Genomic DNA, 25,241 nt, shown 5'->3' with positions numbered 1-25,241 from the left:
TCGGCGTCGGGTTCTGCGTAGACAGCGACACTGGTCAGGCCCGCGTCTGCTGCAGCCCTGATCACCCGGACTGCGATCTCGCCGCGATTCGCGACAAGCACTTTCGAAATCTTCTTGTGGGCAACACCATTGACACTCATCGGGCATCGATCCTTATCGGCTGTAGCGGGCGTTGACGAATTCGGTGGGGGCGGAGCCGAGTCCGTAGCGGTGCTGGTCTGCAGGTGAGCCCCACCCGCCGAGAGTGGACATCGGCGGATGGGAGGTAACGGACTGCGCGTGAGCGGCAGCAGCGAGGACCGCGACGATCGCCGCGACCTCGGCATCGGACGGATTACCCCGAAACTGCACCGCCGCAACCTGTTCCGTCATAGCGGAATGTTTCCGTGCTTCTTCGGGGGCAGGGTGACTTGTTTGCGTTCGAGCAGTCGTAGTGCGGAGACGATCTGTCCGCGGGTGTGGCTGGGTGGGATGACGGCGTCGAGGTAGCCGCGTTCGGCGGCGATGTACGGGTTCACCAAGGTGTCTTCGTATTCCTGCTGCAACTTCAAGCGCAATGCGTCGACGTCTTCACCGTTCTTGGCGGCTTCGAGGAGTTGTTTGCGGTAGACGAAGCCGACGGCGCCGGAGGCGCCCATGACGGCGATCTGCGCGGTCGGCCAGGCGAGGTTCACATCAGCACCCATGTGCTTGGAACCCATCACGTCGTAGGCGCCGCCGTACGCCTTACGGGTGATGACGGTGATCTTCCCGACGGTCGCTTCACCGTAGGCGTAGAGCAGTTTGGCGCCGCGTCGGATGATGCCGTTGAATTCTTGGCCGGTACCGGGCAGGAACCCGGGGACGTCGACCAACGTGATGATGGGGACGTTGAACGCATCGCAGGTACGGACGAACCGGGCGGCCTTCTCGGAAGCGTCGATGTCCAGGGTGCCGGCGAACTGGGTGGGCTGGTTCGCGACGATCCCGACGCTGCGGCCGTCGACGCGTCCGAAGCCGACGATGATGTTGCGGGCGCGGCCTTCTTGGACTTCCAAGAATTCGTCGTCGTCGAGGATGCGGCGGATGACCTCGTGCATGTCGTACGGGGTGTTCGGCGAGTCCGGGATCAACGTATCCAGTTCGAGGTCTTCGTCGGTGAGGTTGTCCTCGATCGACCCGGAGATCGGATCCGACGGGATCATTCGGGGCGCTTCGGCGCGGTTGTTCGACGGCAAATATCCGAGGAGGTCGCGGACGTAGTCGAGGGCGTCTTGTTCGCCGGAGGCGACATAGTGTGCGACGCCGGATTTCTCCATGTGGGTGTGAGCGCCGCCGAGTTCTTCCATGGTGACGTTCTCACCGGTGACGGTTTTGATGACGTCGGGTCCGGTGACGAACATCTGGCTCGTGCCGTCGACCATGACGACGAAGTCGGTCAGGGCGGGGGAGTAGACGTGACCACCGGCGGCTGCGCCCATGACCAACGAGATCTGGGGGATGACGCCGGAGGCTTGGACGTTGCGGTGAAAGATTTCACCGTACAAGCCGAGGGAGACAACGCCTTCTTGGATGCGGGCGCCTGCGCCTTCGTTGATGCCGATCAACGGTCTTCCGGTTTTGATGGCGAGGTCCATGACCTTGACGATTTTCTCGCCGTAGATTTCACCGAGGCTGCCGCCGAAGACGGTGACGTCCTGGGAAAAGATGCAGACGTCGCGGCCGTCGATGGTGCCGAAGCCGGTGACGACGCCGTCGCCGAAGGGGCGGTTCTCGCCGAGTCCGAAGTTCTGGGAGCGGTGGCGGGCGAGGGCGTCCATCTCCACGAAGGAGCCGTCGTCGAGCAGTGCGGTGATGCGTTCGCGGGCGGTGAGCTTGCCCTTGGCGTGCACTCTGTCCACGGCATCCTCGCCGGAGGGGATCGCGGCCTGCGCCAACCGTTCCCGCAGGTCGGCGAGCTTGCCCGCTGTTGTATGAACGTCCGGCGCAGACGTCGGACTCTGCGCAGTCGGATCCTCGACGATACTCATGGGAACACCGTGTCAAAGTCGGATGAGCAATTGAAGGACTTCCAACTAAATGTGATTTAGTCCTCAGTCCGCCGCAGTCGATGACTGCTCCGAGGGCGGCGGGTGTGGCGCGACCGCCCGGTCTTCGGCCGAAGCATTGATAATTGCGCGGCCGTCTGGTGGCGGGACAGTACGTCCTGTGTTGTGAAGCCGAACCGGGCCAATACGCGCCCGAAGCCGGATTTCTTGATGCCGCCGATTGATAGGTTGCAGTCGTTCCGATCTGGAACACCAGTGACGTGGCTTCCGGTGTTGTGCCGAAACGGCTAAGTGCTCCGCACGGCCATGAGCTGTCGAAGCACCACGCGGAGTGCAGGATTCGTGCTGTCTTCGCGCCACGCCACTCGCAGATCCACATTCGCGTCCATGTCACTCAAGGACACGAATGCCACGTGAGGGTCGGTGACGTTGTCGGCAACCGACGCCAGCGTCAGGTGGCAGCCGACCTCTGCCGCCACCAGTGCGAGCGCGGTCTGAGTGTCGGGTGCTACCTGCACGACGTCGGCGACGAAGCCGTGCGCGACCGAAAATCTATGAAGCCGATCGGGGAGGACGGACCCTTCGTGGGGAGGCAAGGAGACGAACCGCTCGGCGGCGAGACTGTCGATACCGATTTCGTGCGCCCTGGCAAGCGCGTGTGTGTCGGCGACTGCCAACACCAGATGGTCGACCATCACCACCTCGGACCCGATGCCCGACGGGATGAGATCCCACCTACCGAGGGCGATATCGGTCTCGCCACCGAGAACCTTTTTCAACGCCGGTTGAGCGAAGTTCTGGCTCGACAGTTCCAGTTCGATACCGGGATGTTCAGCGCGCACGGTTCGTGCCAGCCGTGCGACCAACGAGTGTGTGGATACTCCTGCGAACGCGACTTTCACCAGCCCGGTTTCACCCTCGCCGGCCGACGCCACCGCGTTCTCGGCGCTGCGCAAAGCGTCGATCACTGCGCGGGCAGGCTCGATCAGCGCCCGTCCGCTCGTGGTCAGCTGCACCGAGCGGGTGTTTCGATCGAACAGCGTCGCACCCAGGTGTCTTTCGAGGCGCTTGATGGTGCGGCTGAGCGGTGGCTGCGCGATGTGCAACCGCGCGGCGGTACGGCCGAAGTGCAGTTCTTCTGCCACCGCAAGGAACGCTCTCAGCTGTTCAGCGTCCATCACGCCTCGATTCTTGCTGATTCTGCAATACAGAACTACCTATTAAGTATTGGACTGATAGTAATGCACAGCGGGATAGTCGTTCCATGAACATGCTGAACCCCGATGTACCCGACGACGTTTTCGCGGATGTACTGAAGCAGGTGTCCCATTTCGTTCGGTCGCGGGTGGTTCCGCGCGAGCTGGAGATCATGAACGACGACGCCATCCCAGCCGATCTGCGCACGCAGGTCGCGGAGATGGGGCTGTTCGGCTACGCCATCCCGCAGGAATGGGGAGGTCTAGGCCTGAATCTCATCCAGGACGTGGAGCTGGCGATGGAGCTCGGGTACACGACGCTGTCGCTGCGATCGATGTTCGGCACCAACAACGGCATCGCCGGGCAGGTACTCGTCGGTTTCGGTACCGAAGAGCAGAAGGCGAAGTGGTTACCGGGTATGGCATCGGGGAACATCGTCGCATCGTTCGCGTTGACCGAGGACGGTGCTGGATCGAATCCCGCGGGATTGAAGACCACGGCCACGGCCGACGGGTCGGGGTGGGTCATCGACGGCAGCAAGCGGTTCATCACCAACGCGCCGAGTGCGAACATGTTCGTCGTCTTCGCCAAACTCGATCCGAAACCCGAGCGAGGCAACGGAATTGCGGTCTTCCTCGTACCGGCGGACTCGCCAGGGATCGAGGTCGGGGTCAAGGACGCGAAAATGGGTCAGCAAGGATCGGGCACCGCTGACGTGTCGTTCACGAATGTGAAGGTCGACGCAGACTCTCTCGTCGGAGGAAACGCCGATATCGGGTACAAGGCCGCGATGACGTCGTTGGCCCGTGGGCGAGTGCATATCGCGGCGCTGTCGGTCGGGCAGGCGCAGCGTGCCCTCGACGAATCCGTCGCGCACGCCGCCGCATCGACTCAGGGGGGTGAGCCGATCGGTAATTTTCAACTCGTGCAGGCCATGATCGCCGATCAGCAGGTCGGTGTCATGGCCGGTCGCGCGATGGTCAGGGACGCGGCCCGTGCGTGGGTGCAGGACACCGACCGTCGTATCGCGCCGTCCGCGGTGAAGCTGTTCTGCACGGAGATGGTGGGTGAGGTCGCCGATCTTGCTGTTCAAATCCATGGCGGCACAGGCTATATGCGGGAAGTGCCCGTCGAACGGATCTATCGCGATGTGCGCCTGCTCCGACTCTACGAAGGTACCAGCGAGATTCAGCGTCTGATCGTCGGCGGCGGTCTGATCCGGGCCGAACAGAAGCGCAACTCGTGAACGCCGCACTCGAGGAGAAGTTGGCAGCGGCGGGTATTCCAGCAGCACAGATCAAGCAGATGGATCAGGTCGTCGCGCACCCACAACTCACGGAGCGCGATCGATGGCGCACCGTGGGTACCGAACATGCCACCGCACGAGCATTGTTGCCACCGAGCACGTTCGACGATTTCGAAGCTCCGATGGGTGATGTCCCTGCTCTCGGGCAGCACACGCGAGCGTTACTGATCGAAGCCGGACACGACCCCGACGCATTGCTGCGCGAGGGAATCGCTGTCCACAATCCCGTGTTCGATGACATTTCGAGAGAGGACGATTCATGCTTGCAGGACGAACAGCAGTCGTCACCGGCGGGGCGCAGGGGATAGGTCTCGCGATTGCGACACTGTTCGCCGAACACGGCGCGAGGATCGTGATCGGGGACCTCGACGAAGCCAAGGCGAAAGAGGCCGCAGATGCGTTGCCCGCCGAAGCGATAGGATTCGGTGCAATGTGACATCGGCGGAAGATGTTCAGGCATTGGTGGATTCAGCTGTTGCATCGTTCGGATCCATCGACATCATGGTCAACAACGCCGGTATCACCCGCGACGCGACAATGCGGAAAATGACCGAGGATCAGTTCGACCAGGTCGTGGACGTGCACCTGAAGGGGTGCTGGAACGGGACGAGGATTGCAGCAGGTGTGATGCGCGAGAACGGCGGCGGGTCGATCATCAATCTGTCCTCCATCTCCGCCAAGGTCGGATTCGTCGGGCAGAGCAACTATTCGGCAGCCAAGGCCGGCATCGTAGGTCTGTCCAAGGCGGCGGCGAAAGAGGTTGCCCACCTGGGTGTTCGAATCAACGTCGTTCAGCCCGGATTGATCAAGACGGCGATGACGGAAGCGATGCCGCAGAAGGCGTGGGATCAGAAGATGTCGGAGATTCCGATGCAGCGTGCAGGCGATCCGCGTGAGGTGGCGTCGGTCGCACTGTTCTATGCGTCCGACCTCTCGTCCTACATGACCGGAACGGTCTCCGAGGTCACCGGCGGGCGCTACATGTGAGCGTCGTCGAACAGTCCGGCCCGACTTATTCGAACTTGGTTGCCAGGTTGTCCTGGCTCGCGACCCACGATGCGAGCAACTTGATTCCATCGGCTGTCGGTGTCCCGACGGCCGCGGTATAGACGTTCAGCAGAAGGCCAGGTTCCGACGGCAGCTCCATCGCTTCGAAATCGAGATCGAGTTGCCCGACGACGGGGTGCCTCAACCGCTTTCGTCCGCTGCGATGGAAGCGTACGTCCTGCGAGGCCCAGTGTTTTCGGAACAGTTCGCTCTGGGTCGAGAGCTCACCGACGAGTTCGATGAGCGCTTTGTCGTGCGGATTCTTGCCGGCTTCGAGGCGAAGCATCGCCGCTGCATCGCGTGTGATCTGGTCGTAGTCGACGAAGAACTCTTGTGCCGCATCTGGATTCAGGTACACGAAGCGCGTGGTATTGGCGGGACGACGACCGTCGGCCAACACCGGAGAGTGCAGAGCCCGCGCGACCGGGTTCATCGCCAGAATGTCGTGCCGGCGACTTCCTCGCGGCGCAGCCCCTTGACACGTCGATTTCCGCCGTACGCGGGTAGCCCGGCGGCCTCCGGCGTGATGCGGGCTCGCCTCGAGCTGAGAAAGTCGCGGATCTCGGTGCGAAGGTCGGCCGTACTCATGACTCCACCATAGGAGTGTCGCGGAGGGCAGGGGAGGTACTGCCGGTACCTGGCTCGCTGTTCCCTCCCTGGGACCCGCCGGTGCGCATACGGTGGAATGCATGAACGTTCCCACTTTGACACTGAACAACGGCGTCACGATGCCCTCCCTGGGCTTCGGAGTATTTCAGACGCCGCCGGACGAGACTGCTACTGCCGTCGAGAAAGCACTGCAGGTCGGCTATCGCCATATCGACACCGCCGCGGCCTACGGGAACGAGCGGGGCGTCGGCGAAGCGATCACACGGTCGGGAATCGCCCGCGAGGACATCTTCATCGAGACGAAAGTATGGATCACCGACTTCGGGTACGACGCCACACTGCATTCGTTCGACAAGAGCGCAGGCAAACTCGGCGTCGAGCAGATCGATCTGCTGATTCTGCATCAGGCGCTGCCGGGTGAATTCGAGCTGACGGTGGATTCCTATCGCGCTCTGGAAAAGTTGTTGGCGGACGGCAAGGTTCGTGCGATCGGTGTCAGCAACTTCATGGCCGGTCACCTGGCCGAGCTTGCTGACGCAACGTCGATCGTTCCTGCCGTCAACCAGATCGAGGTACACCCTTACTTCCGTCAGTCCGCGGTGCTGGAAGCGGACACCGAGCGGGGTATCGTCTCGCAAGCGTGGTCGCCGATCGGGGGAATCACGTTCTACCGGGACGGATCCAAAGGGTCGACGCTCGAAGATCCGACCATTTTGGATATCGCCGAAGCGCATGACAAAACTTCTGCTCAGGTGATGTTGCGTTGGCATCTGCAGCAGGGCCGTCAGGTCATCCCGAAGTCGGTGACTCCGTCGCGCATCGAGGAGAACTTCGACGTGTTCGGCTTCGACTTGAGTGCACAGGAACTTGCCGCGATCGACGGATTGGACACCGGTGTTCGCGGCGGCCCCGAGCCGGAGGACATCACGCGGGAGAACTTCCACCGAGACATTCCCGAGGCCTGAGAAGTAAAAGGGCGTCTCGGGATTGCCCGACAGCGTTGCCCGGACGGCCGGATATGTTCGTGCACAGCAACTATCGGGCAACCCCGTCCTGATGATCGAGTTCCGTTCGTGCCCAGGACGCCAGTAGCCGAAGTCGTTCGGCGGACGGAGATCCGGGTTCGGCGGTGTAGACCATCATGACGTGTCCGGGTTCGGCGGTGACGAGGAGTTCTTCGTACGCGAGGGAGACATCTCCGACGACGGGGTGGTGGAAGTGTTTGGTTCCGGTGCCGTGGGTGCGGACATCGTGTGCAGCCCACAGCGTTCGGAAAAGTTCGCTGCGGGTGGACAGTTCGCCGACGAGATCTTGCAACCCTCTGTCGTGGGGGTCGCGTCCTGCTTCGGCTCGCATGATGCCGACGCACATTTCGGCGAACAGTTCCCACTCGGGATAGAAGTCGTGTGCGGCGGGGTCGAGGAACTGGAATCGTGCGAGGTTCGGTGTGCGTCCACCGTCGCCGATGATGGGGGAGTAGAAGGCACGTCCGAGTTCGTTGACGGCGATGATGTCTTGCTGCGAATTACGTACGAAGGCAATGCCGTCGGTGATCGCGGACAGCGCCCAGTGGAGGCTGGGACGGGTCGCGGTGGTCTTCGACGACTTTCGACGCGGACGTCCGGAGGCGGGGATGCCGTCAGCTGCCCGGGCGAGGTCGAACAGGTGCCCGCGTTCGGTGTCACCGAGTTGGAGCGCTTTGGCGACGGCGTCGAGGACCGCTGCCGAGGCGCCGCCGATCGCGCCGCGTTCGAGTTTGGCGTAGTACTCGACACTGACTCCGGCCAGTGCCGCGACCTCGGACCTGCGCAGGCCGTGCACGCGGCGGTTGGTGCCTGCCGGCACTCCTGCTTGTTCCGGCGAGATCTTGGCCCGCCTGGTCATCAAGAACTCGCGGACATCTGCTTTGTTGTCCATGACCGAAATGGTAGGTCGCGGCCGGTGGACGTGGGGTGCCCTGTCGGTACACCTCTCGTCAGGGACTTCTTCGGCGCTCGTATGCGGCGTTGACTATGGATCGGTTCCATTTTGTACATCTATTTTCAGGAGCATCATGTCCACCACTGTGAACGCTTACGCCGCCACCGCTGCAGATCAGCCGTTGGCGCCGACCACGATCGAACGCCGCGACGTCGGCTCGCGTGACGTTCGGATCGATATCAAGTTCGCCGGTGTGTGTCATTCCGACATCCACACCGCACGCGGCGAGTGGGGGCAGGTGCCGTACCCCCTCGTCGTCGGGCATGAAATTGCAGGTGTCGTCGCCGAGATCGGATCCGAGGTGACGAAGTACGCCGTCGGCGATCGGGTCGGTGTCGGATGCATGGTGAACTCGTGCGGCGAGTGCACCCAATGCCTGGCTGGGATGGAGCAGTACTGCTTGGAGGGCAACATCCAGACGTATGCGGGTGTCGACCGAGACGGTTCGACGACGCAGGGTGGTTACTCGCAGCAGGTCGTCGTCACCGAGAAGTTCGTGGTTCGCATTCCGGACGGTATCGAACTCGACGCGGCTGCGCCGCTGTTGTGTGCAGGCATCACCACGTATTCGCCGCTTCGGCATTGGGGTGCTGGGCCGGGTAAGAAAGTCGCCGTCGTGGGGATGGGCGGGTTGGGCCACATGGCCGTCAAGCTCGCGCACGCGATGGGCGCCGAGGTGACCGTGCTGTCGCAGTCTCTGAAGAAGCAGGAAGACGGCGTCCGGTTGGGTGCCGACCACTATTTCGCGACGAGTGATCCGACCACGTTCTCCGATCTGGCGAGCTCGTTCGATCTGATCGTCAACACCGTCAGCGCCGAGATCGATCTGAATGCGTACCTGTCGCTGCTGGCGGTCGACGGCACGATGGTGAACGTCGGCGCGCCGCCGCAGCCGTTGCCGGTGCAGATCTTCTCGCTGATTCCATTCCGTCGGTCGTTCGCCGGTTCGGCGATCGGGTCGATCGCGGAGACGCAGGAGATGCTCGACTTCTGCGCCGAGCACGGCTTGGGTGCGGAGATCGAGGTCATAGCTGCCGATCGGATCAACGAGGCGTGGGAGCGGGTTCTGGCATCGGATGTTCGATACCGGTTCGTCATCGACACCGCCACCCTCGCACAGGACTGACGAAGGAGAACGACGATGGAAATCGTGCGTAGTTCGATTGCCACTGCCAAAGGGCCACAGGACTGGTTCACCGGTGACGTCTACATCGATGCCGTGGCCGCTGCGCCCGCGCCGTCGCGCGTATCCGCGAACCTGGTGCACTTCATGCCCGGAGCACGCACACACTGGCATCGCCACCCGCTGGGGCAGACGGTGTTCGTGACAGAAGGCGTCGGACTGTGCCAACGGCGCGGTGGGCCGATCGAGGTAATCCACCCGGGTGACCGTGTGTTGTTCGAGGCCGACGAAGAACACTGGCACGGAGCCGCACCGGATCGACTGATGGTGCACCTTGCGATCAACGAGGGCGACCACGATCACGACGTCGTTCATTGGCTTCAGCCGGTCACGGACGACGAATACGGCGACCCCAGGAAATGAAGTCGGCGGACTCAGCTGTCGGCTGGGTCCGCCGACTTCGTCGCTCAGGCGTCAACGAGTGTCGAACCAGCCCCGAGACGAACACAGTTGCGACGGCATGGAATTCGGCGTCGCAATTCCCGTTTCTCGGCCGATAGTGGTCGCGGAACTTGAAAGGTGCCATTCGGTCTTTTTTCGGGCAAACTCGCTTGTCGGATGGTGCCCACAGTCGACCGAAGAGGACATCGAATGAGAACGTTCGCCCGAGCTGTATTCGTCTCCGCCGCTGCAGCTCCCATGATCCTTGCTGCAGCCGGTATCGCATCGGCGGCCGAGAGTACCGACGTCACATACGCTTTCGAGGTCGACGGATCGACGCTCACCAACACGATCACCAACAACACCGGCGGTACGTTGAACTGCACGACTTCTGTCGCACTCGCGCCAGGAGGCGAGCTACCGCCGATATTCGAGCTGGGAGGCCAGACTATTGCCGAGACCGGCGAGGATCTGCCCGGAGTCACCACGCAGACACTCACAGACCTGCCTCCGGGCAGCTACGTTGCTCTCGCGACCTGCTGGGGAACCGCCGAAGGCTCGCCGATGTGGGTGTCGGACTACCCGGGAATCGAACAGGTTCTGGCGCAGTTCCCCAACGAGTCCTTCGCGGTTCAGCAGGCGTCGACAGTCTTCGACATTCCCGGTGGAGAGACCGCGCCGCCAGCATTCCCTGACCTCGGTGAACTGTTGCGAAGTGGAAGCGCAGGCTGAATCAGCGCCGACACGCGTACCCGCGACGTCAATCCTCAGTACTTGTCGCCTGTTCTCCAGGCCATGACCTGCAAGGTCCACGTGTTGTCGTCGGGATCGGCGAAGGCCGCGTACTGCACACCGCCTCCGACGTCCTGGATCTCCTCGACATGGACGCCGCGCTCGATCAGTTCCGCTCTCGACGCCTCGATGTCCTCGACGACGAGATGCAGGCCCTTCGTCGAACCGGGCGGCATGTCGTACGCGGGCAACCCGGTGCCGATGCTGATGGAGCATGCGGATCCAGGCGGCGTCAGCTGTACGACGCGTATGCCTGGCGCGGGACGCACGTCGACGTCGGCAACGAAGCCCAACTGTTCGGTGTAGAACTCCTTGGCGAGGTCGATGTCCTTCACTGCGATCGGGACCAGTTCGAGTTTCATGTCCATGTTCTCTCCCTCGTGTTCTGCTACGGACGCGGCACATCAGCTTCCCACCGACGGCGCCGCTCGTCGTCGGTTTGGTCCCACCACGGTGTACCGCGCTCGCCGAGAGCTACTTTCGCGGCCTGCACGCCTGCGCGCGACTCGGGTGCACCGTCGGTCCGCTTCACCTCGCGCCGCCATGCCATCAGGATCGACCTGAGTTCGGCGTTCCGGTCGTCGGGAATCGCCGGATCGGTGGCACGCCACTTGCGGCCCTTGACGACGATGTATCGGCTGTCGTCGGTGTATTCGTGATCCTGGGACATGTAGTCGAGTCAACCATCGAACGCCGATGAGTTCTCGCAAGTCGGCCGGTCTGCACCGTGACCGACAAACAAGGGAGAATTCTGATGGGCATGGTGCAGATCGAAACGTTCGCCACACTCGACCTCGTCGGGCAGGCACCCGGTGGCCCCGACGAGGATCCGGACGGCTTTCCGTTCGGCGGCTGGCAGGTGCCGCTCATGAACGACGTCAGCGGGAGCCAGGTGATGGCCGCGTACGAGCACACGGATGCTCTCCTGCTCGGTAGGCGAACGTACGACATCTTCGCCGCGTACTGGCCCAAACAGGATGGTGAGTTCGCAGCGCTGTTCAACAGAATCCCCAAGTATGTGGCGTCGCGCGGCGAGCCGAATCTGTCCTGGGAGGGTTCGACGCAGCTCGGACCGGACCTCGTCTCGGCGGTGCGAGAGATCCGTGACCGGCACGAGCACGTCACCGTCGTCGGAAGTCTGAACCTGGTGCAGACGCTATTGGCTGAGAAGCTGTTCGATCGTCTCGACCTGTGGATACATCCGATCGTTCTGGGCGTCGGAAAGAAAGTGTTCGACGGAGGTGCAGTGCCGACGAACCTGGCCCTTCTCGAACCGCCTGCAGTGAGCCCGTCGGGGACGGTCTACCTGCAGTACGAACTAGCCGACGGCACACCGGCGACGGGGGAGATGGGGGACTCCCGCTGAGTCAGGCCGACACCCAGTCGGCCATGACGTCGGCCAGTGCCTGGGCGCCGATGTTGCAGTCCTCGGGCTTCGCGTCTTCGTCGGGGGAGTGCGAGACGCCGGTTGGGTTGCGCACGAACAACATTGCGGTCGGCACCTTGGCCGACAGGATGCCCGCGTCGTGTCCAGCCTGAGTGGGCAGGACAGGAATGTCGCCGAGGTGCGCGAGTGCTCGCTTCAGCTTCTCCCGTGGTTCGGATGGGAATTCGACTATCGGAGTGATGGATTCGGCGAAGACGTCGAGGCCGATGCCGTCGGACTCCGCGTGGCTGCGCGCCTCGGCTTCGATCTGCGCAACGAGCTTCGACAGGGTTTCCTCGTCGGCGGCACGCGCGTCGAGCCACGCTTTGATCTCCGACGGAATCGCATTGGCGCCGTTGGGAAGAACACGAACCTTGCCGAACGTCGCGACGGCCTCGTGCACCGTGGCGGCCGCGCGCGCGGTGTGGACGGACGAAGCGAACGCCAGCATCGGATCGCGGCGATCGACGAGCCTGGTTGCCCCGGCGTGATTCGCTTCGCCGGTGAAGGTGAATTCCCAACGGCCGTGCGGCCAGATCGACGACGCGACGGCAATGGGCTTGTCGACCAGGTCGAGTGCGCGTCCCTGCTCGACGTGCAGTTCTACATACACACCGACGCGGTCGACCAGAGTCGGATCGGCGCCGATGTGCTCCGGGGCGCGGCCTGCCTTCGCCATCGCTTCGGCGAGGGTTATGCCGTCGGCGTCACGCAGGCCGAGGGCTCGCTCGGCGGACAATGCACCCGTCGTCAACTGGCTGCCGACGCACGCGACACCGAAGCGGGCGCCTTCCTCGTCGGAAAATGCCGTCACGGCGACGGGAACGGTGGGTTCGATACCACGCTCGCGGAGAATGTCGACGGCAGCGAAAGCGGACACGACACCGAGGGGGCCGTCGAACGCGCCGCCGTCTGGAACGGAGTCCAGATGGGAACCGGTGACGAATGCGCCGGTGGGTTCGCCTACCCACCCTGCAGGCAACCACCATGCCCACAGGTTGCCGTTGCGATCCTCATCGACATCCATGCTCCTGCGCGACGCCTCACCACGGAACCATTCGCGGAGCGTCAGATCGGCGTCGCCCCAGGCGAACCGACGGTACCCGCGGGTGTCGGTGTGCTGTCCGACGTCGAGAATCGAGTTCCACAGGGAATCGAACGAGGTGGTCATGGGGTGTGGATCCTCTCGTGGTGGGTTAAGCAGTTCGGGGACGGAGCCAGCGCAGTCGATTGCGTTCGGAGGGGGACAGACCGCCCCAGATTCCGTGGGGTTCGCCCGCGGCGACGGCGTAGTCGCGGCATCGGTCGATGACCGGGCAGGTCACGCACACGGCCTTGGCGCGCAGCTCGTCGTCCGAATCGAAGAATCGATCGACATCCTGGGTTCGGCATCGTGCGCCCAGCTGCCAGTCCCACTCCGCGCTGACGGGCGCCGGTAGTACGACGGGTCTTTCGTGTCTCACTGCTCTTGTCCTACTCGACGTGATTGTCCGGATATGCGGTGACTGCCAGAAATCTGATCGGAAGCGCGTCGAGACTCTTCGGTCCGTGCAGACCCTCGCCGTCGAGCAACAGCGAATCGCCGGCGCGGAGACGATAGTCCGAACCGTCGTGGGTGTAGACCATTTCGCCTTCGAGCATGTACAGCAATTCCGTTCCCGGGTGCTGAAAACGCGGCGAGATGGTCGATTCCTGCTCGAGCGTGACGAGTACCGCTTCGAGCCGCCGATGCTGACCCCGAAGCGCGCCGAGCATTTCGTAGTGATGACCTGCGCGAGTACCGCGTCCGACGATATGTGCGCCGTAACCGGCTGGGGTATAGACCGATTCACGTTGTGTCCCGGCGCCACGAAACAACGTGGTCACCGGAACATCCAAGCCGGTGGAGAGTCTGGAGAGCGTCGACAGACTGCACGACGCCTGAGCATTCTCGATTTTCGACAGCATCGCCTTGGAAATTTCCACGCGAGTTGCCATGTCGCTCAACGACAATCCCGCGCTGATCCGCAGGTTTCTCACTTGGGCTCCGATCACTGCTTCCAGTGAATCCTCGCCTGCCGAGCCGGGTTCGACTTCGCGCGGTGCGGTGTCGTGCACGGTGGTCATGAAGCTCTCCGATCATGCGCTGACGCGCCCGTGCGTGCATGGTTGGCCCAGAGACCAACTGTGCGCGCACGGGCGGCGTAGCCGCATCAGTAGCGGCCGGGAATCCAATTCGTGCCGGCGAGCGGGACGCGAGCCATCGCCGACGCCTCGACGGTGAGTGCGACGAGATCCTCGGGCTCGAGGTTGCGTAGGTGCGACTTGCCGCACGCGCGAGCGAGGGTCTGCGCCTCCATCGTCAGCACACGAAGGTAGTTCGCGAGCCGACGACCGCCCTCGACGGGGTCGAGGTTCTTCGACAGCTCCGGGTCCTGCGTGGTGATACCGGCGGGGTCGCGTCCGGCCTGGAAGTCGTCGTAGAATCCCGCGGCGCTGCCGAGCTCCTCGTACTGCTTCGCAAAGCGAGGGCTGTTGTCGCCCAACGCGATCAGTGCTGCGGTGCCGATCGCGACGGCGTCGGCTCCGAGAGCCATCGCCTTGGCGACGTCGGCGCCACTGCGAATGCCACCGGAGATGATCAGTTGCACCTTACGATGCACGCCCATCTCCTGCAGGGCCTGCACTGCCTGGGGGATCGCGGCGAGCGTCGGGATGCCGACGTGCTCGATGAACACGTCCTGCGTCGCGGCCGTTCCACCCTGCATGCCGTCGACGACGACGACATCCGCGCCCGCCTTCACGGCGAGCTTGACGTCGTAGTACGTCCTCGTTGCGCCGACCTTGATGTAGATCGGCTTCTCCCAGTTGGTGATCTCGCGCAGCTCGATGATCTTGATCGCGAGGTCGTCCGGTCCGGTCCAGTCGGGGTGACGGCACGCCGAACGTTGGTCGACGCCCATCGGAAGGGTCCGCATCCCGGCGACACGTTCGGTGATCTTCTGGCCCAACAGCATTCCGCCGCCGCCGGGCTTCGCGCCCTGTCCGAGGACGATCTCGATGGCGTCGGCCTTGCGTAGGTCGTCGGGGTTCATGCCGTACCGCGACGGGAGATACTGGTAGACGAGGTTCTTGGACTGGCCACGTTCCTCGGGCGTCATTCCGCCGTCGCCGGTGGTGGTGGACGTACCGACCTCGCTGGCGCCGCGGCCGAGGGCTTCCTTGGCCTGGCCGGACAGCGCGCCGAAGCTCATGCCGGCGATCGTGATCGGAATGTCCAGGTGCAGAGGGAACTTCGCGTGGGTATCGCCGAGAACGACGTCGGTGTCGCACTTCTCGCGGTAACCCTCCAGTGGGTAGCGGGACATCGACGCACCGAGGAACAGCAGGTCGTCGAAGTGGGGGAGCTTGCGCTTGGCGCCCCACCCACGAATGTCGTAGATGCCGGTCTCGGCGGCACGCTGGATCTCGGCGATGACGCCGCGGTCGTAGGTGGCCGACTCGCGGAGCTGTGTGTTCGGTGTTGTCATGGCGAGTCTCCTAGTACGCGCTTGCGTTGTCGACGTGGAAGTTGTAGAGCTGGCGTGCCGAGCCGTAGCGGGTGAATTCGCTCGGATCGTGCTCGAGACCGGCGGCGTCGAGCAGTTCCTTCAGCTCGGCGAGGTGCTCGTCGCGCATGTCCTTCTTGATGCAATCGGCACCGAGAGACGCGACGGTGCCACGCACGTAGATGCGTGCCTCGTAGATCGAATCACCCAGTGCTTCACCGGCATTGCCGCAGACGACGAGTCGACCGGCCTGGCCCATGAATGCGCTCATGTGTCCGATGTTTCCGCCGACGACGATGTCGACGCCCTTCATCGAGATGCCACACCGAGCGGCTGCGTTGCCCTCGACGACGAGCAAACCGCCGTGGGCCGTCGCACCCGCGGACTGCGACGCGTCGCCCTTGATGTGGACGCGTCCGGACATCATGTTCTCGGCGACGCCCACTCCGGCGTTGCCGGTGACCGTGACGGTGGCCTTCTGGTTCATCCCGGCGCAGTAGTAGCCGACATGGCCTTCGATGGTGACGTCGATGTCGGAATCCAGGCCGCAGGCGAGAGCGTGGGCTCCCTGCGGGCCGGTGATCGTCAGCGACTTCGGGGCCTGGGGAGAGCTGAGGAGTTCGTTGACCTCGCGAGTGCTGCTGGTCTGCAGATCGACGACGGTGGTTTCCTGCGTGGTGATCACTGACGGTGCCATACGTACACCTCTTCCGGTTCGGGCTCGAAGATTCGGGCGTTCTCGATGCCTGGCAGGTGTGCCAGCGCGCGGTACTCGGAGGCCATGGCCACCCAGCGGTCGGTCTCGGCGATGATCGCCGGTTTGCAGGAGATCGCGTCGCGGACGACGGCGAAGGAGTCGCTGTTGGAGACGAGCAGTGTGTAGAAGCCGTCGAACGTCTCGTTGAGCATCAGCAGAGCTTTTTCGAGGTCGACGCCCTCGGACAGCTGCTTGGCGACGAAGCGAGCACCGACCTCGGTGTCGTTCTCGCTGTCGAAGACAACGCCTGCGCGTTCGAGGTCGTGCTTGATGGACATGTGGTTGGAGAACGAACCGTTGTGTACGAGGCACTGATCCGGGCCGACCGCGAACGGGTGCGAACCCTCCGCGGTGACAGCGGATTCCGTCGCCATCCGGGTATGCGCGACGCCTTGCCATCCACTGGCCTGGGGGAGTCCGAACCGGTTCGCGAGCTCGGTCGGGTTGCCCATGCCCTTGAGCACGGTCAGGTCATCGCCGAATCCGATGATGCGTGCCTCGGGGACGACAGCGCGGACAGCAGCGGTGATCGCATCAGCGGACGCTGCGGCATGCAAGACGATGGTGGGATCCAGATCGTGCCCGGTGACCGTCGTGCCGACTATGTCGGTGACCTTCGCCGCGAGTTCCGTTGCAGCGATGGGTGAGTCGAGCAACGAGACGGTGGCTTCGCCGGACGGGGACCACGTGGGGTCACCGTAGACGGCCATGCCGGCGGAGTCCGGTCCGCGGTCGCACATTTGGTCGAGCATGTCGGTCAAGAGCGCACCGAGTTGTGGGTAGAGTGTGGCGTCACGCAGGTGAAGCCCGACGATTCCGCACATGATGTTCCTTTCGGGAGAAGATGTCTAGAAAGCGGTGAGGTACTGGTCGATCTCCCACTCGGAGACTGTGTTGTGCCACGCGAAGAACTCTTCGCGCTTGGTCTTCGCGAAGTACTTGGCGACGCCCTCGCCCGCGACGTCGAGCGCCGAGGTCAGCACGTCGTCGGCTTCGAGCGCATCCATCGCGTGCAGCAGCGTCATCGGCAGCATGTCGCTGGGTGAGTCACCGCTACCGGGCTTGCCGGGGTGTAGGTTTCGACGCACACCGTCGAGTCCCGCCGCGATCGCGCCTGCCGCCGCGAGGTAGGGGTTGGCCGACCCGTCGCCACCACGCAGTTCGACGCGATTCTTGTCGGGTACTCGCAAGTAGTGGGTGCGGTCGTTGCCGCCGTACGTCGCGAAGCGTGGTGACCAGGTGGCACCGCTCGACGTGGCCGTCGCGCCGGTTCGCTTGTAGGAGTTGACCGTCGGCGCAATCAAACCTTGCAGTGCGCACGCGTGCTCGAGTATGCCTGCGACGAAAGCGTATGCCGTCGAGGACAATCCGAGCCCGAGTTCGTCGTCGGCGTCGGGGAAGACGGCGCCTGCCTCGTTCCACAGGGACAGGTGCATGTGGAGACCCGTCCCGGTACGCGTCGTGAACGGCTTGGGCATGAATGTTGCCTGCATGCCGCGCTTCTCGGCGATGACCGACAGAAGGTACCGCAGGGTGATGACGCGGTCGGCGGTGGTCATCGCATCGGCGTAATCGAAGTTCTGCTCGAACTGGCCGTTGCCGTCCTCGTGGTCGTTGGCGTAGTTGCCCCAACCCAGGGTGTTCATCGCCTCGGATATCTCGGTGAGGTGGTCGTACATGCGGGTCACGTCGCGGGCGTCGTAACACGGGTTTGCACTGGTGTCCCCGCGGTCCGCAGTGACGAGCTGCCCGTCGACACGGTTGACGAGGAAGTACTCGATCTCGGCACCGACGTTGACCGTCATCCCCAGTTCGGCGGCTTTGCGCAGCTGCTCCTTGAGGATGACGCGGGGCGCATACGGCCACGGCTTGCCGTCGACGTGGGGGTCGCAGTGCACGATGGCCAGACCCGGTTTGACGAACGGGATCGGCGTGAACGAACTGACGTCGGCAATGGCGACGAGGTCGGAATCCTTGGGCTCCTGGCCCATGTATCCCGCTGCATAGCCTGCGAATCCGACGCCGTCTTCTTCCAGTTGCTTGACGGCTTGGATGGGAACGAGCTTGGCGCAGGGCTTTCCGGACAGAGTGACGAACAACGCGAGGATGAACGTCGTTCCGCTCGCGTGTGCGACCTCGGACAGCGTCAGTTCGCGGGGCTCGGTCAGTGGTGCGGCTTCGGCGGTATCGACAGCCATGGGTGTGTCCTTTTCGAGTCGAGTTTCCGTGAGGGTCATCGCATTTCACCTGCTCCCTCGTATGGGTTGAGGCTGAAGAGCAGATCTCCCTCGGCGAAGCGCGAGTACCGGAAGTCCGCGGGATTCACATTGGGAAGGGAAGTCTCGCCGTCGACGAGCAGGTCCGCGACGAGCTTTCCGACGGCGGGAGAGATCTTGAACCCGTGGCCGGAGAAGCCGGTGGCCAGGAACAGGCCGTCGACGGGGGATGGGCCGATGATCGGGTTGTAGTCGGGGGTGACGTCGTAGGCACCTACGTACGAGCTGGTGATGCGCGGGTCCGGCATGTCGGGCAACCGGTGACCGAGTTTCATGATGTTCTTCTCGATCGCGGCGTCGTCGGCGCGATTGACGTACTTGTCGGGGTCGATGTACTCCGGGGCCTGATGATCGGAGTTGCCGACCAGGAGCTCACCGTTGGGCTCCCGGCAGATGTATTGCAGGCCTGCGAGATCGGACAGGACCGGCACCTCGGGCGTCGGGACTCCCTGATCGATCAGGACCAGTTGCGCGCGCTGCGCTTTCACATCGAGGTCGACGCCTACACCGGCAGCGAGTTCCGGAGCCCACGGTCCGGTCGCGAGGATGACGTGCTCGGCGTGGATTTCCGAGCCGTCCTTCAGCGTGACGCCGTATACCTTCGATTCGTTCTGCAGCAACGACACGACGGGTGTGCTCTGACGGATCTTGACGCCCATCTTGCGAGCGGTGGCGGCGAAGGCCATGCCCGCCATGTACGCCTCACCGCGGCCGCCGAGTGGCTCGTACGCGAACAGTGCAAAGTCGTCGAGGTGAAGGCCTGGCCACAGTTCGGCCATCTTGTCGTGCGCGATGAACTCGGTCGCAATGCCGAGAGACTGCATCATCGCGATGTTCGCTTCGAGCGGTTTGACGTTGTTCTCGGCGACGCCGACGACGTATCCGCACTGGCGGAAAGCCATGTCGTCGTCGAAGATCTCGGTTGCACGAGTGAAGATGTCGACGCCGTACCACGACATCGCGGCCAGGGATGGTGTGCCGTAGTGGCACCGAACCACGCCACTCGACTTGCCCGTCATGCCGGAGCACAAGGTGTCGCGTTCGAGGACGAGGACGTCGGTTTCACCGCTCTCGGCCAGTGAGTACGCGATGGCCAATCCTTCGAGGCCACCGCCGATGATCAAGAACTTGGTCGTGTCGCTCAACGTGAAAGATCCTTTTCGGTGGCGGGTCGGGTATCAGTGTTCGAAGTATGGCTAGCGTTTCAGTTGGTGAATCGCTGTTGCTCAATATGAAACAGTCCGAGTATGACGCACATGTTACGTCCGGGTCAGCTGAATGTGACACATTTTCGAGGTTGCGAGAGCTCTAGCGCTCGTTTCGGTGTGCTGAGCAGTGAGTTCACCCGATCGAATCGATTTGTAACCTTGTCGCAATCGAAGTGCTGGTTTCATATCGGTACTCGATGTTTCACTCAGGAGGATGGTGCGAACGCCCGTGAGGCGGTCGACTGCCATCGTTCTGCTACCCAGAAAGCGACCGCCATGACTGCTACCGATCGAACGTCCAAGACTCCGTTTCGGGTCGTCTCCGGTTTTCAGGAGACGCTTCCGCAGATGCCGGTCGAGCAGTACCCGGGGACGGAAGGGTTCATCGACGATGTTTTCGCGAATCCGGATGGTTCGGAGATGTCTGCGGGGTATTTCGAGTTGAAGCACACCGATGCGGTGTTGGATTACTTCTACGAGTACGACGAGATGAAGGTTGTGTTGGAAGGTGAGTTCCGGTTGGAGAATCCCGATACCGGTCAGGTGACGGTGGCGAAGAAGCATGATGCGATCTTCTTCCCGAAAGGATCGCGAATCTTGTTCTCGACGCCGGATCGGGCGTTGGCGTATTTCGTCGGTCATCGTTCGTTCGCGCCGTAAGGGCGTGCCGTGGCTGTGAGCATGGGGGCGACGAGCGTTCCGAGGTGGGGCACGGCGGTGGCGGGTGCCGACCCCGTGCTCACCGACGCATCGGTGAGGTGTGTTCTGATCGTCACCGACTCGACGGACCGCGACGAGGTGGTCCGTGATCTGGTGACGCGATCGGTTCCGGTGACGCGCGTTGTTGTGGTCCACCAGAATGGTGCAGCCGCAGACGAACTCGGCGCGGCACTGGCCGACGCACGAGTGGGGTGGCGGTTCGTGGTGGTGGGTGCGGAGGCGTCGGTGGGTCGCATCCGTTCGCGGATAGTGGACGCGGGCGCCATCGACGCGGAGATCGTGGTGCTGTCGACAGAAGAACCGGACGTGAGGTCGATGCGTCGTCGGGATGTGTTCTGTGGGCACTGCCACGTCGTGACCGGAGCGACGACGGCGGTCGACGGCACCGTCGACTGTTCGGGTTGTGGTTCGAATTTGACTGTCTACTACCACTATTCGCGGCGGCACGCGGCGTTCTTGGGCTTTCGTGCAGATGCGGAGGATCTGCCATGACGTTGGCGTTGCGGGTGCGGGACATCCGGGAAGTGTGTTCGGGTGTGCGGCAGGTGGTACTGGTGTCGGCCGACGGGATGCACCTGCCGTCGTTCACTCCGGGAAGCAACCTGTCGTTGGAGTGGGCGCCGGGGCGGCGCAATTCGTATTCGCTCACCGGGCCGTCCGTCGAACCGGATCATTACGCGATTTCGGTCAGGTTGGACGAGAACGGTTGTGGTGGCTCTCGCTGGGTTCATGCTCTGGCGGTGGGAGATGTGGTGTCGGCGGGGCGGCCGAGGAGTGCGTTCGCACCGGTGGCGACTGCGCGGCATCATGTGCTGGTCGCGGGCGGAATCGGGGTGACACCGATACTGTCGCATGTGCGGGCGGCGGTGCAATGGGGCCGCTCGTTCGAGGTCCTGTATGCGTTCCGCGACGGGCACGGTGCTCATGTCGAGGAGTTGCGCGAGTTGGCAGGGGATCGGTTGACGACGGTGGGGTCGTCCTCGGAGTTGCGGGCGGTAGTGGCGTCGGCGCTGGCAGATCGTCCGCTCGGTTCGCATGTGTATTCGTGTGGGCCGCTGCCGATGATCGAGACGGTCTCCGAGCTTGCTCGTGCGGCGGGATGGCCTGCGGGGCGGGTGCATTCGGAGGCGTTCGGTGCCGGGCCGCTCGATGCGGGACCACCGTTCGCGGCGAAGTTGGGACGCTCGGGACTGATCGTGCCGGTCCCGTCCGGTGTGACCCTGCTGGAAGCATTGCTGGACAAAGGGATCGAGGTGCCGAACCTGTGCAGGCAGGGAGTGTGCGGGGAATGCAAGCTCACCGTCCGCGGCGGTGCGATCGAACACCGTGATCTGTATTTGACCGAAAGCGAGAAGGCAGCGGGTGACTGCATGATGCCGTGTGTGTCGCGTGCGGCCGGCGATCTGATGGAAGTGGAGTTGTGACATGACATCGGCTGCGGTGCAGGGGTTTCCGTTTCCGTTTCCGCGGAAACAGTATCGCTACAGCGCGAACGTGGAGCCGTCGGGCACGACGAATGCCACGGTGGCGGGCAGTTGGGGTGCCGAGCGAATCGACATCGACGAGAACTATCGGGCCGAGGTGGCCGAGCGTCGACGCATTCTGGAACGCGATCCGTCGCGGCATCAGGTGTTACCGCATATGGTTCCGGCAGCATGGGATGCGATGCTGACAGTGATGCGTGATCTAGCCCAGGGCTATCCGGAGTCGATGAGCCTCGAACGTCTGGGGGACGGGTGGCGGTGGACGAACGCGGTGTTGGGTGTCGAGCAGTATTTCGTGTTCGGCGATCCGTCGACGCTGCCGGAAGAACCGCTGCGGTACATCTGCAACCAGATCCAGGAAGACATCGTGCTGCTGGATCAGCGGGATGGGCAGTTGTGGGGTGATGCGGGGGTGGTGACGTTCGCAGCGGATTGGTCGTTCGGGTTCGACGTCGGAATGAGCTTTCTGCAGATCCACGGCCCGGTCCCGCGCATTCACACCGAGGGCGTGATCATGCGGGCGCAGAACTTTCTGATGCGGCTCGAATCGGGGCAGAGTTACCGTCGTACCAATTGGAGTTTGACGGTCGACGGGAAGTTGGACACGTCGACGGAGACGTATCCGGAGTGGGGGCGGGACCGGAGTGCGGTGGTCGACGGGCCGCTCGTCGAGGTGGGGGATCGGCTGTTTCTGCGGACGGAGGTGCAGCACCTGGTCCGGTTGGAGAACTCGGGAGCGATCATGTTCCTGATCCGGACGTATCTGTTGTCGTTTCGGGAGATCGTGTCGGTGCCGGAGTGGGCCGAGCGGGTGCACGATGTGCTCGAGGATCTGCCGCAGGACATGGCCGAATACAAGGGGATCAGTGCGACGCGGGAGCCTGCTCTGCGGTGGCTTCGGGCATACGGTGGCGTATCTCCCTGATCACCGCAACGAGAACTGTTGCGGTGCCCGCAATCTCGATTGATTCGTGACGCACCAGTAGGCAATCTCCCGGGCCCGCATCTCCGGCTCGACCCAAGTGAACGTATACGGCTGTGACCGCGTCGGGATCCGTTGTCACCGACTGCTCGGTCAAGTCGACTCGTTGAACGGTTGCCGCTCGGGAGGCGTCGTCGACCATGATGTTGAAGGCCTTGGTGGGCCCGTCCGGCACACAGGTCGGGGTCAGAGCACCGTCGAAAGGGAACGGCTCGAGAGGCGCGATCGACGTCGGTTGCCCGTCGATCTCGAAGGTGACGCCGAAGTCGCCGATGACGGTGAACACTCGGGCTCGGCCGGCGAACGCGGAGAACAGAGTGGGATCGGCGCCGAGATCCGCGACGCTGATGCGCCAGGCGTCGTCGACCGCTATTTCTTCGGTGAATCCGGCGCCGTTCTTCCACGGCACGCGGGTGCGGTCCTCGTGGTGGACTATCTCGATGGGGGTGGGCATTGCGAGTCTCCTTGCAGCAGCTAAACATTCGAAAGGTCAGTGGGACAGAAATTTACATACCGTTCACCCCGGGGCGTACACCGGTAATCGAACTCTTGGTTTACTCATGGTGTACCACGGCCACCGCTGCGAATCATACTGCGTGGTGGCGTCCCTTCACTCTTCGGTCTGAGAACTAGGTGGATCACATATGAACGAAGCTGTCGCCGCCGCCGACACGGCGTGGATCCTCGCAGCCTTCGCGGCTGTCTCCCTCATGGTGCCAGGCCTGGCGCTCTTCTATGGGGGCATGGTCAGTGTTCGGAGCACGCTGAACATGGCCATGATGACGTTCGGCGCGTTCGCTGTCGTCGGTATTCTCTGGATCGTCTTCGGGTACTCCACGGTGCTGGGGAACTCGATCGGTGGGGCCGGAATCCTCGGTAATCCACTCGAATTCTTCGGCTCCAGTGCGCTTCTCGACGCTCCCGCCGAACCGGGCCTGCCGCCCGCGTTGGTGTCGGGCTTCCAGCTGCTGTTCGCGGGAATCACCGTCGCCCTGATCTCGGGTGCCGTCGCCGATCGTATGAAGTTCGGCGCCTGGATGGTCTTCGCCGGACTGTGGGCCACCTTGGTGTACTTCCCGGTCGCGCACTGGGTCTTCGCGTTCGACTCCGAGGACGGCTCGGTCGTCGGCGGTTGGATCGCCAACACGCTCGGCGCCATCGACTTCGCCGGCGGCACGGCAGTGCACATCAACGCCGGAATCGCTGCGCTCGCACTGGTGATCGTGCTCGGTCGTCGTACATCGTTCGGCAATGCGCCTCGGCCGCACAGCCTTCCGCTGACCATGCTGGGCTCGGGCATCCTGTTCTTCGGATGGTTCGGATTCAACGGTGGCTCGGCGCTTGCTGCCGGTAACAGCGCCGCGGTGGTGGTGTTGAATACCGTGGCCGCCGCGTGTGCCGGAATCGTTGCTTGGCTCGTCGTCGAACGCATCCGCGAGGGGCATGCGACGTCACTCGGTGCGTCGTCGGGACTGATTTCCGCGCTCGTCGCGATCACTCCCGCCTGTGGTGCCGTGTCGCCCATCGGTGCACTGATCGTCGGTGGACTCGCAGGCGCAGTGTGCTGCCTCGCGGTGTCGCTCAAGTACCGCCTCGGTTACGACGACGCACTCGACGTCGTCGGTGTGCACCTCGTCGGCGGACTTCTCGGAACCGTTCTCGTCGGATTCCTGGCCACCGAAGGTGCCCCGAACGGCGCAGTCGGACTGTTCTACGGCGGTGGCGTCGACCTTCTGTGGCGTCAGATCGTCGCAGCCGCAGCAGTTCTCGCGTACAGCTTCACGGTCACGTGGATCATCGCGAAGGTGCTCCAGAAGACCATGGGCATCCGCGTCGAACAGGACGTCGAGCAGGAGGGCCTGGACGTGACGATGCACGGCGAGACCGCCTACGTCCTCGATGCTCCCGGACCTGTCAGCCGAGTCGTCAAGGAGGCCGACGCTGTCGCTGCGGCCGAGTCGATCACGACGGCATCGGCTCGGGAGGCGACACCGTCCTGACCTTCCTTCTCCGGCGGCGGGGCTTCCTCTCGGGGAGTCCCGCCGTTGGTGTGCGGGGGGTTTTCGGACGGTTGTGTGGAGCGAGGGCGTCATTCGGTCACCCGGGCGCGGTGGGGGGTTCGGAGCGAGGGTGACATTCGGTCACTCTGAGTGTGCGAGGGCGTCATTCGGTCACCTGGGGGCGGTGGGGGGTTCGGAGCGAGGGTGACATTCGGTCACTCTGAGTGTGCGAGGGCGTCATTCGGTCACCGGGGGGCGGTGGGGGTTTCGGAGCGAGGGTGACATTCGGTCACTCTGAGTGTGCGAGGGCGTCATTCGGTCACCCGGGGGCGGTGGGGG

Annotated in this window: 28 protein-coding genes and 2 pseudogenes; 13 read left to right on the top strand and 17 right to left on the bottom strand. The window is 63.3% G+C overall.

Features of this window, described 5'->3' with window-relative positions; all coding sequences use genetic code 11:
* The 4 genes from CHB96_RS29050 to CHB96_RS29035 all read right to left on the bottom strand — a co-directional run.
* The coding region (locus CHB96_RS29050) for a biotin carboxylase N-terminal domain-containing protein (RefSeq protein WP_141136602.1) at nt 1–140 on the bottom strand (140 nt) is incomplete at its 3' end.
* Between the two features lie 13 nt (nt 141–153).
* Nucleotides 154–372 carry an acyl-CoA carboxylase epsilon subunit gene (locus CHB96_RS29045; protein ID WP_089252923.1) on the bottom strand — a complete coding sequence of 73 codons (219 nt, stop codon included), beginning with the start codon at nt 370–372 and terminating at the stop codon, nt 154–156.
* Entirely contained in the window at nt 369–2,009 is a 1,641-nt protein-coding gene (locus CHB96_RS29040; RefSeq protein WP_089252921.1) for an acyl-CoA carboxylase subunit beta, read from the bottom strand. The genes CHB96_RS29045 and CHB96_RS29040 overlap by 4 nt, the downstream gene beginning before the upstream one ends.
* 305 nt (nt 2,010–2,314) lie before the next feature.
* Nucleotides 2,315–3,205, bottom strand: a complete 891-nt coding sequence (locus CHB96_RS29035; RefSeq protein WP_089252919.1) for a LysR substrate-binding domain-containing protein — start codon at nt 3,203–3,205, stop codon at nt 2,315–2,317.
* 86 nt (nt 3,206–3,291) lie between these two features.
* On the opposite strand from CHB96_RS29035, the gene CHB96_RS29030 reads away from it, so the two are divergent.
* The 3 genes and pseudogenes from CHB96_RS29030 (at nt 3,292) to fabG (ending at nt 5,517) form a co-directional block, all read left to right on the top strand.
* Complete coding sequence (locus tag CHB96_RS29030; RefSeq protein WP_089252917.1) at nt 3,292–4,470, top strand: acyl-CoA dehydrogenase family protein; 1,179 nt, start codon at nt 3,292–3,294, stop codon at nt 4,468–4,470.
* The gene (locus tag CHB96_RS29515; RefSeq protein ID WP_141136601.1) at nt 4,467–4,838 is read left to right on the top strand and encodes a CoA transferase; all 372 of its coding nucleotides are present in this window, start codon (nt 4,467–4,469) and stop codon (nt 4,836–4,838) included. The genes CHB96_RS29030 and CHB96_RS29515 overlap by 4 nt, the downstream gene beginning before the upstream one ends.
* Nucleotides 4,790–5,517, top strand: a pseudogene (gene fabG, locus CHB96_RS29020) (3-oxoacyl-ACP reductase FabG). The gene CHB96_RS29515 and the pseudogene fabG overlap by 49 nt, the downstream one beginning before the upstream one ends.
* A 25-nt stretch (nt 5,518–5,542) precedes the next feature.
* Here the strand turns inward: fabG and CHB96_RS29015 are convergent.
* Nucleotides 5,543–6,165, bottom strand: a pseudogene (locus tag CHB96_RS29015) (MmyB family transcriptional regulator).
* Between the two features lie 101 nt (nt 6,166–6,266).
* On the opposite strand from CHB96_RS29015, the gene CHB96_RS29010 reads away from it, so the two are divergent.
* Nucleotides 6,267–7,151, top strand: a complete 885-nt coding sequence (locus CHB96_RS29010) for an aldo/keto reductase (RefSeq protein WP_089252915.1) — start codon at nt 6,267–6,269, stop codon at nt 7,149–7,151.
* 70 nt (nt 7,152–7,221) lie between these two features.
* On the opposite strand, the gene CHB96_RS29005 is transcribed toward CHB96_RS29010, so the two are convergent.
* Nucleotides 7,222–8,103, bottom strand: coding sequence for a helix-turn-helix domain-containing protein (locus CHB96_RS29005; protein WP_089252913.1), 882 nt, complete (start codon nt 8,101–8,103; stop codon nt 7,222–7,224).
* A gap of 136 nt (nt 8,104–8,239) precedes the next feature.
* Here CHB96_RS29005 and CHB96_RS29000 point away from each other — a divergent pair, with 136 nt between their 5' ends.
* The 3 genes from CHB96_RS29000 (at nt 8,240) to CHB96_RS28990 (ending at nt 10,462) form a co-directional block, all read left to right on the top strand.
* Nucleotides 8,240–9,292 carry an NAD(P)-dependent alcohol dehydrogenase gene (locus CHB96_RS29000; RefSeq protein ID WP_089252911.1) on the top strand — a complete coding sequence of 351 codons (1,053 nt, stop codon included), beginning with the start codon at nt 8,240–8,242 and terminating at the stop codon, nt 9,290–9,292.
* 15 nt (nt 9,293–9,307) lie between these two features.
* Nucleotides 9,308–9,712 carry a (R)-mandelonitrile lyase gene (locus CHB96_RS28995; protein WP_089252909.1) on the top strand — a complete coding sequence of 135 codons (405 nt, stop codon included), beginning with the start codon at nt 9,308–9,310 and terminating at the stop codon, nt 9,710–9,712.
* A gap of 228 nt (nt 9,713–9,940) precedes the next feature.
* Nucleotides 9,941–10,462, top strand: a complete 522-nt coding sequence (locus CHB96_RS28990) for a hypothetical protein (RefSeq protein ID WP_089252907.1) — start codon at nt 9,941–9,943, stop codon at nt 10,460–10,462.
* A gap of 35 nt (nt 10,463–10,497) precedes the next feature.
* On the opposite strand, the gene CHB96_RS28985 is transcribed toward CHB96_RS28990, so the two are convergent.
* The gene (locus CHB96_RS28985) at nt 10,498–10,890 is read right to left on the bottom strand and encodes a VOC family protein (protein WP_089252905.1); all 393 of its coding nucleotides are present in this window, start codon (nt 10,888–10,890) and stop codon (nt 10,498–10,500) included.
* A 20-nt stretch (nt 10,891–10,910) separates the two neighbouring features.
* Nucleotides 10,911–11,192 (bottom strand): hypothetical protein, encoded by a 282-nt coding sequence (locus CHB96_RS28980; protein ID WP_089252903.1) that lies wholly within the window; start codon nt 11,190–11,192, stop codon nt 10,911–10,913.
* 84 nt (nt 11,193–11,276) lie between these two features.
* Between CHB96_RS28980 and CHB96_RS28975 the strand changes: the two genes are divergently transcribed.
* Entirely contained in the window at nt 11,277–11,888 is a 612-nt protein-coding gene (locus CHB96_RS28975) for a dihydrofolate reductase family protein (protein ID WP_089252901.1), read from the top strand.
* 1 nt (nt 11,889) lies between these two features.
* Here the strand turns inward: CHB96_RS28975 and CHB96_RS28970 are convergent, their stop codons facing one another.
* The 8 genes from CHB96_RS28970 to CHB96_RS28935 form a co-directional block, all read right to left on the bottom strand.
* Nucleotides 11,890–13,119 carry an allantoate amidohydrolase gene (locus CHB96_RS28970; RefSeq protein WP_089252899.1) on the bottom strand — a complete coding sequence of 410 codons (1,230 nt, stop codon included), beginning with the start codon at nt 13,117–13,119 and terminating at the stop codon, nt 11,890–11,892.
* Nucleotides 13,120–13,144: 25 nt separating this feature from the next.
* The gene (locus CHB96_RS28965; protein ID WP_176444561.1) at nt 13,145–13,411 is read right to left on the bottom strand and encodes a WhiB family transcriptional regulator; all 267 of its coding nucleotides are present in this window, start codon (nt 13,409–13,411) and stop codon (nt 13,145–13,147) included.
* A 10-nt stretch (nt 13,412–13,421) separates the two neighbouring features.
* The gene (locus CHB96_RS28960; protein WP_089252897.1) at nt 13,422–14,054 is read right to left on the bottom strand and encodes a helix-turn-helix domain-containing protein; all 633 of its coding nucleotides are present in this window, start codon (nt 14,052–14,054) and stop codon (nt 13,422–13,424) included.
* Nucleotides 14,055–14,140: 86 nt separating this feature from the next.
* Nucleotides 14,141–15,457 carry an FMN-binding glutamate synthase family protein gene (locus tag CHB96_RS28955; RefSeq protein ID WP_089252895.1) on the bottom strand — a complete coding sequence of 439 codons (1,317 nt, stop codon included), beginning with the start codon at nt 15,455–15,457 and terminating at the stop codon, nt 14,141–14,143.
* 10 nt (nt 15,458–15,467) lie between these two features.
* Nucleotides 15,468–16,172: a GltB/FmdC/FwdC-like GXGXG domain-containing protein gene (locus tag CHB96_RS28950; protein ID WP_089252893.1), complete on the bottom strand. Its 705-nt coding sequence runs from the start codon at nt 16,170–16,172 to the stop codon at nt 15,468–15,470.
* Nucleotides 16,157–17,056: a class II glutamine amidotransferase gene (locus CHB96_RS28945; protein ID WP_089252891.1), complete on the bottom strand. Its 900-nt coding sequence runs from the start codon at nt 17,054–17,056 to the stop codon at nt 16,157–16,159. Before CHB96_RS28945 ends, CHB96_RS28950 begins: the two co-directional genes overlap by 16 nt.
* Before the next feature lie 24 nt (nt 17,057–17,080).
* Nucleotides 17,081–18,430, bottom strand: coding sequence for a type III glutamate--ammonia ligase (gene glnT / locus CHB96_RS28940; protein ID WP_089252889.1), 1,350 nt, complete (start codon nt 18,428–18,430; stop codon nt 17,081–17,083).
* A gap of 35 nt (nt 18,431–18,465) precedes the next feature.
* Entirely contained in the window at nt 18,466–19,653 is a 1,188-nt protein-coding gene (locus tag CHB96_RS28935; RefSeq protein ID WP_089252887.1) for an NAD(P)/FAD-dependent oxidoreductase, read from the bottom strand.
* Nucleotides 19,654–19,755: 102 nt separating this feature from the next.
* Between CHB96_RS28935 and CHB96_RS30340 the strand changes: the two genes are divergently transcribed.
* From CHB96_RS30340 to CHB96_RS28915, 4 genes are read left to right on the top strand one after another with little or no spacing between them, the layout of a single operon-like run.
* Nucleotides 19,756–20,376, top strand: coding sequence for a EutQ-related cupin domain-containing protein (locus CHB96_RS30340; RefSeq protein ID WP_342746287.1), 621 nt, complete (start codon nt 19,756–19,758; stop codon nt 20,374–20,376).
* 9 nt (nt 20,377–20,385) lie between these two features.
* On the top strand, nt 20,386–20,928 hold the full coding sequence (locus CHB96_RS28925; protein ID WP_245866290.1) for a dimethylamine monooxygenase subunit DmmA family protein: 543 nt from the start codon (nt 20,386–20,388) through the stop codon (nt 20,926–20,928).
* Nucleotides 20,925–21,860, top strand: coding sequence for a PDR/VanB family oxidoreductase (locus CHB96_RS28920; protein WP_089252881.1), 936 nt, complete (start codon nt 20,925–20,927; stop codon nt 21,858–21,860). The genes CHB96_RS28925 and CHB96_RS28920 overlap by 4 nt, the downstream gene beginning before the upstream one ends.
* 1 nt (nt 21,861) lies before the next feature.
* Nucleotides 21,862–22,845, top strand: coding sequence for a heme-dependent oxidative N-demethylase family protein (locus CHB96_RS28915; RefSeq protein WP_089252879.1), 984 nt, complete (start codon nt 21,862–21,864; stop codon nt 22,843–22,845).
* Here CHB96_RS28915 and CHB96_RS28910 read toward each other — a convergent pair.
* Entirely contained in the window at nt 22,784–23,356 is a 573-nt protein-coding gene (locus CHB96_RS28910) for a HutD/Ves family protein (RefSeq protein ID WP_089252877.1), read from the bottom strand. The genes CHB96_RS28915 and CHB96_RS28910 overlap by 62 nt on opposite strands.
* A 190-nt stretch (nt 23,357–23,546) precedes the next feature.
* Here CHB96_RS28910 and CHB96_RS28905 point away from each other — a divergent pair, with 190 nt between their 5' ends.
* Nucleotides 23,547–24,902 carry an ammonium transporter gene (locus CHB96_RS28905; protein WP_089252875.1) on the top strand — a complete coding sequence of 452 codons (1,356 nt, stop codon included), beginning with the start codon at nt 23,547–23,549 and terminating at the stop codon, nt 24,900–24,902.
* Nucleotides 24,903–25,241: the final 339 nt, after the last annotated feature.

Origin of the sequence: Rhodococcoides kyotonense, from assembly GCF_900188125.1 — a bacterium.
In the GTDB taxonomy this organism is placed as follows: domain Bacteria; phylum Actinomycetota; class Actinomycetes; order Mycobacteriales; family Mycobacteriaceae; genus Rhodococcoides; species Rhodococcoides kyotonense.
Note: the sequence above shows the minus strand (reverse complement) of the source record. Positions and strands in the feature narration are given on the sequence as shown.